General features: G+C 73.9%; 7 protein-coding genes. 6 read left to right on the forward strand and 1 reads right to left on the reverse strand.

Annotated features, from left to right (window positions below):
* The 6 genes from E1300_RS46800 to E1300_RS46825 all read left to right on the forward strand — a co-directional run.
* Window positions 1-644, forward strand: a 644-nt coding sequence (locus E1300_RS46800; RefSeq protein WP_131763714.1) for an SDR family NAD(P)-dependent oxidoreductase, incomplete at its 5' end; no start/stop codon positions are given.
* A gap of 119 nt (window positions 645-763) precedes the next feature.
* The gene (locus E1300_RS46805) at window positions 764-2,362 is read left to right on the forward strand and encodes an MFS transporter (RefSeq protein ID WP_242619856.1); all 1,599 of its coding nucleotides are present in this window, start codon (window positions 764-766) and stop codon (window positions 2,360-2,362) included.
* A complete protein-coding gene (locus E1300_RS46810; RefSeq protein ID WP_131763715.1) occupies window positions 2,359-2,805 on the forward strand; it encodes a MarR family winged helix-turn-helix transcriptional regulator in 447 nt (148 codons plus the stop codon). Before E1300_RS46805 ends, E1300_RS46810 begins: the two co-directional genes overlap by 4 nt.
* Window positions 2,806-3,035: 230 nt before the next feature.
* The gene (locus E1300_RS46815; protein WP_131763716.1) at window positions 3,036-3,497 is read left to right on the forward strand and encodes an RICIN domain-containing protein; all 462 of its coding nucleotides are present in this window, start codon (window positions 3,036-3,038) and stop codon (window positions 3,495-3,497) included.
* Between the two features lie 99 nt (window positions 3,498-3,596).
* On the forward strand, window positions 3,597-3,968 hold the full coding sequence (locus tag E1300_RS46820) for a YciI family protein (protein ID WP_131763717.1): 372 nt from the start codon (window positions 3,597-3,599) through the stop codon (window positions 3,966-3,968).
* A complete protein-coding gene (locus E1300_RS46825) occupies window positions 3,965-5,176 on the forward strand; it encodes an RNA polymerase sigma factor (protein ID WP_131763718.1) in 1,212 nt (403 codons plus the stop codon). The genes E1300_RS46820 and E1300_RS46825 overlap by 4 nt, the downstream gene beginning before the upstream one ends.
* A gap of 25 nt (window positions 5,177-5,201) precedes the next feature.
* Here E1300_RS46825 and E1300_RS46830 read toward each other — a convergent pair whose 3' ends face one another.
* Window positions 5,202-5,804 carry a response regulator transcription factor gene (locus E1300_RS46830; RefSeq protein ID WP_131763720.1) on the reverse strand — a complete coding sequence of 201 codons (603 nt, stop codon included), beginning with the start codon at window positions 5,802-5,804 and terminating at the stop codon, window positions 5,202-5,204.
* Between the last annotated feature and the right edge of the window lie 86 nt (window positions 5,805-5,890).

Genomic DNA, 5,890 nt, shown 5'->3' on the forward strand with positions numbered 1-5,890 from the left:
CCGGGACCTGTACGGGAGTCGGGAAGACCGTCGTGACCGCCGCGCTCGCCGCGGACGCCGCCGCCGCGCTCGCCGGGGAGGCGTCCGCCGCGCTGGGCGGGGTGCGCGTGCTGGTCAGCAACGCGGGCGTCGGGCTCGTCGCGGCACAGGCCGGCATGGGCGACGGCGACGACGCGCGGGCGCTGTTCGAGACGAACCTGTGGTCCCCGCTGGCGCTGGCGCGGGCCGTGCTGCCGGGGATGCGCGACGGCGGCGTGATCGTGAACGTCACCTCGACGCTCCAGGTCGTGCCGGTCCCGATGCTGGGCTACTACGGCGCGGCCAAGGCGGCGCTCGCGCACGCCACCCGCACGCTGCGCAACGAGCTGGACGGCACCGGCGTGACCGTCCTGGAATACGTGCCGGGCGCCACCGACACCGGCGCGCGCGACGTCGCCCTGCTGCCCTGGCGGGACGGGCCGGTGCGGACGCCGCCGCCGGTGTCGCCGGACTCGGCCGCGCGGGCGGTCGTCCGCGCGATCGAGCGGGGCGAGCGCCGCCGCGCCCACCCGCGCCTGTCGCTCCTGCCGCTGGAGATCCCGGCGGTCGGGCGGCTGGCCGCCCGGATCGCGGCCCGCCGCATCGAGGTGCCGGGAGGCCCCTGACCCGGGGCATGCCGGGGGGCGGAGGCGGTGACGCCGGGTGCGGCACCGGGTGCCCTACTGATTGCCTTGGGCAATCATGTCCGCCTAGGGTCGTCCCGGGCGACCGGACGGAGGACGCGATGGGGCCTGCGCCGCGGGACGGGACGGACCGGGCGGACGGGACGGACGGGGCGGCGGGCGCGTCCGCGCCGATGACGCACGCGCAGATCCTCCGGGCGCTGTCGGGGCTGTACCTGGGGCTCTTCGTGGCGATCGTGTCGTCCACGATCGTCACCAACGCGCTGCCGGTCATCACCGCCGACCTGCGCACGGGCCAGAGCACCTACACGTGGGTGATCGTCTCGACGCTGCTGGCCACCACGGTCACGAGCCCGCTGTGGGGCAAGCTCGCGGACCTGACGAACAAGAAGCGGCTGCTCCAGGCGGGGCTGCTGGTGTTCGCGGCCGGGTCGGCGCTGTCGGGCGCGGCGACCGGTCCCGGGCTGCTGATCGCGGCGCGGGTCGTGCAGGGGATCGGGGCGGGCGGCCTCCAGGCGCTCACCCAGGTGATCATGGCGACGATCCTCGCGCCGCGCGAGCGCGGCCGGTACAACGGCTACCTCGGCGCGGTCCTCGCGATCGGCACGGCGGGCGGCCCGCTGCTCGGCGGGCTGATCGTCGACGTGGACTGGCTGGGCTGGCGCTGGTGCTTCTTCATCGTCGTGCCGATCGCCCTGCTCGCGATGGCCGTCCTCCAGCGCAACCTGGACCTGCCGGTGCGGCGCCGGAAGGTCACGATCGACTGGGCGGGGGCGGCGCTCATCACCTCGGCGGCGTCGCTGCTGCTGGTCTGGGTGACGTTTGCCGGCACCGAGTACGCCTGGCTGTCGTGGCAGACGGGCGCGATGGCCGGCGGCGCAGCCGTCCTGGCGGCGCTGTTCGTGTGGGTCGAGGCCCGGGCCGCCGAACCGATCGTCCCGCTGCGGCTGTTCGGCAACCGGACGGTGACGCTGGCGGTCGTCGCCAGCCTGCTCGCCGGGATCGGCATGTACGCCGGAGCGACGTTCCTCAGCCAGTACTTCCAGCTCTCCGGCGGCGAGACGCCCACGATGGCCGGGATCCTGACCCTGCCGCTGATCCTGAGCCTGGCCGCGGCGTCCACCCTGTCGGGACGCGTCATCACCGCCAGCGGACGGTGGAAGCCGTTCCTCGTCGCCGGGGCGCTGCTCCTCACCGCGGGCAGCGGCCTGCTCGGCCTGCTGCGCCACTCCACGCCCTACTGGCAGGCCGCGCTCGCCATGGTCTGCCTGGGCGTGGGCCTCGGCATGACCTTGCAGAACCTCGTGCTGTCGGTGCAGAACCAGGTCCGTCCCCACGAGCTGGGGGCCGCGAGCACGTCGGTGGCGTTCTTCCGCACCCTCGGCGGGACGATCGGCGTCTCGGCGCTCGGCGCGGTCCTGTCCAGCCGGGTCGGCCACTACTCCAGCGGCGACCTGGCCCGCCTCGGCGTCCACGGCGCGCCGGCGGGCGACGCGATCCCCGACCTTGCCGCGCTGCCCGCACCGGTCCGCCTGATCGTCGAGAACGCCTTCGGGCACGCGATCGGCGACCTCTTCCTCTACACGACGCCGTTCGCTTTGCTGAGCCTGGTCGCCATCGCCTGTATCAAGGAGGTGCCGCTGCGCACCTCCAGGGCCCTCCAGGCGGCGGCGGACGATCCGGTGGGAGAGCGGACATGACCCAGACCCCGAGCGAGGAGGCCTACGACGCCCTCGAACGCGAGTTCGGCGTGTTCCTGCGCCGGGCCCGCGCGGCGTCCGGCCAGCTCAGCCGCGCCGTGCACCCCGAGCTGGACTCCACCGCTTACGGCCTGCTCGTCTGCCTGCGCGACCGGGGCCTCGCCCGGTCCAGCGACCTGGCCGCCTTCGTCGGCGTCGGCAAGCCCACGATCAGCCGGCAGCTGCGGGCGCTGGAGGACCTCGGCCTGATCCGGCGCCGCGCCGACCCCGGCGACGGCCGCGCCCACCTGCTCGAACTCACCGACGAGGGGCGGCGCCGCCTGGACGCGGTCCGGTCCGCCCGCCGCCGGCACTTCCGCGCCCGCCTGCGCAGCTGGCCCGAGGAGGACGTGAGCACCCTGGCCACCCTGCTCGCCCGCCTCAACGCCCTCGCCGCCGACTGACGGACGCCTCGGGGCCATCGTGCGTTCGGGCTCCCGTGGCGGCCGGTTCATGTGCCGCCGGGAAATAGGAGCAGGGCACTATCCGCGCGGCCGCGATGGGCGCTCCAGGCACTATTTCGCGGCTGAACCGGACGGATAGATTCTGCGCGGACGGCCCGCACCGACGCCCCGGACATTTCCACCGAGTGGCGGGCCGGCCGTGTTATCACCTCCCTCGATACGGAGTCCCCATGCGCATCGCCACCGCCGCAAGCGCCGTCGTCCTGGCCTCCTCGGTCGCCGTCATCGGCGGCGCCACCAGCGCCTCCGCGCAGACGATCGGACCGCACAAGATGGTCCAGTACTCGTCCAAGAAGTGCCTCACGAGCGCGCAGAACGGAGCGATCACGCTCAAGAAGTGCGGCAGCTCCAAGAGTCAGAAATGGAAGCTGACGTCCAAGAAGATGGACCACATCCGCACCGCGTGGCTGGTCAAGAACCAGGCCACCGGGCTTTGCCTGTGGAGTGACGGCAAGGGCAAGGTGAGGGGCGTCAAGTGCAACAGCAAGGCGAACACGCAGCGCTGGCTGCCCACGCAGATGACCGCCTGGATGAACTGGACGTCCACCCGCTTCCTGGACACCAAGAACGGCACGCCCGTCACCCAGAAGTACGACAACCGCAAGCGGAGCCAGCTCTGGAACCTCAAGTAGCGGAAGAATCCCGTCGCGGGGATGTCAAGGTGCCGGGGACGGCTCCGACCAACGGGTGGAGGGCCCGCCCGGGGTCCGCGACGAACGAGGAGTACCGCGATGAAGTTCCTGATCAGCATGCACATCAACCCGGCCGTCCTGGACGCGCTCACCGACGAGGAGAAGGCGGCGATCGGCGAGGGCCACGGCGCGTTCATCGACGCGCTGAAGGAGTCCGGCGAACTGATCACCACGCAGGCGCTGGTCGACCCGTCCCAGGCCGCCGTGGTGAAGGTGCGCAACGGCCAGCCGGTGGTGACCGACGGCCCTTTCCTGGAGGCGAAGGAGTACCTGGGCGGCTTCTACCTGATCGACTGCGAGGACAAGGACCGCGCGATCGAGCTGGCGGCGCGGATCCCGGACGCCGCGATCCCGGGCCTCGGCATCGAGGTGCGGCAGGTGATGTTCGCTGACGGACAATTGGAGGCATGACGGCTCCTGGGATCGAGGACCTGCTGCGTGAGCTCACGCCGCGGGTCCTCGGCGCGCTGGTGCGCAGGCACGGCAGGTTCGAGGGCTGCGAGGACGCCGTGCAGGAGGCCGTCCTCGCCGCCGCGGTGCAGTGGCCCGCCGAGGGCGTGCCCGGCAACCCGCACGGCTGGCTGATGACGGTCGCGTCCCGGCGGCTCATCGACCAGGTGCGCAGCGAGCACGCGCGCCGCGAGCGGGAGACGGCGACGGTCGGCGAGATCGTGCCCGAGGAGGTGCCGGACACCGACGACACGCTCGTCCTGCTGTTCCTGTGCTGTCATCCGGCGCTGACCGCGGCGTCCCAGACCGCGCTGACGCTGCGGGCGGTCGGCGGCCTGACCACCGCCGAGATCGCGCGCGCGTTCCTCGTGCCCGAGGCCACGATGGCGGCCAGGATCAGCCGGGCCAAGCAGCGCATCAGGGCCGCGGGCGCCACGTTCGCGCTGCCGGAGGGCGCGGAGCGCGAGGAGCGGCTGCGGGTCGTCCTGCACGTGCTCTACCTGATCTTCAACGAGGGCTACGCCGCCTCCTCGGGCAGCGAGCTGCACCGCGCCGACCTCGCGGCCGAGGCGATCCGGCTGACCCGGATGGTGCACGCGCAGCTGCCCGAGGACGGCGAGGTGACCGGGCTGCTCGCGCTGATGCTGCTGACCCACGCCCGCCGGGAGGCGCGGACGACGGCGTCCGGCGACCTCGTGCCGCTGGACGAGCAGGACCGCGCCCGCTGGGACCGCGAGCTGATCGCCGAGGGCACGGCCCTGGTCAAGACGGCGCTCGCCGGCCCGGAGCTCGGGCCCTACCAGTTGCAGGCCGCGATCGCCGCCACGCACGCCGACGCGGTGACCGCCAAGGAGACCGACTGGCGGCAGGTGCACGCCCTCTACCTGATCCTGGAGCGGATCGCGCCGAACCCGATGGTCACCCTCAACCGCGCGATCGCGCTCGCGGAGGTCGAGGGGCCGCAGGCCGGGCTGGCGCTGCTGTCCGCGCTGGACGGTGACGAGCGGATGGCCGGGCACCACCGGCTGCTGTCGGTGCGGGCGCACCTGCTGGAGAAGACCGGCGACCTGGCCGGGGCCCACGACCACTACCGGCGCGCGGCGAAGGCCACGGCGAGCCTGGCCGAGCAGCGGTACCTGGAGTCCCGCGCGGCCCGGGTGCGGGCCTGACCGGCGGCGGGACGGGGCAGCGCGGTCAGATCCAGCCCTGCTGCCAGGCGTGGTGGGCGGCGGCGTGGCGGGTCGGGGCCTGGAGCTTGGCCATGGCGGCGGACAGGTAGTTGCGGACGGTCCCCGGCGCCAGGTGGACCTCGGCGGCGATCTCGTTGACGGAGGCGCCGGTGCGGGCGGCGCGGAGGACCTCCAGCTCCCGGTCGGTGAGCGGGCAGTCGTCCTCGGTGAGCGCGGACGCGGCGATGTCGGGATCGACGTAGCGGCGGCCCGCGGCGACGTCGCGGATGATCTCGGCGAGCCGGGCGGCGGGCGTCGTCTTCGGCACGAAGCCGCGGACCCCGGCGGCGAGCGCCCGGCGCAGCACGGCGGGACGGGCGTGCCGGGTGACCAGCACGATCTGGGTCGGCAGCGCGGCGCGGATCTCCTCGGCGGCGCGCAGCCCGTCGGCCGGGGGCATCTCCAGGTCCAGGACGGCGATGTCCGGGCGGTGCTCGCGCGCGAGGCGCACGGCGTCGGTGGAGGTGGACGCCTCGGCGACGACGGCCAGGTCCGCTTCGAGCGCGAGCAGCGCGGCCAGCGCGCTCCGGAGCATCTCCTCGTCGTCGGCGATCAGCAGGCGGATCATCATGCCTCCTCGGCGGCGGGACGGGCCGCGGGCGGCGCCACCGCGCGACCGGCCGGCGCGTCGGGCAGCGCGTCGCCCGGCGCGTC

This window comes from Actinomadura fibrosa (genome assembly GCF_900659615.1).
Lineage (GTDB): Bacteria > Actinomycetota > Actinomycetes > Streptosporangiales > Streptosporangiaceae > Spirillospora > Spirillospora fibrosa.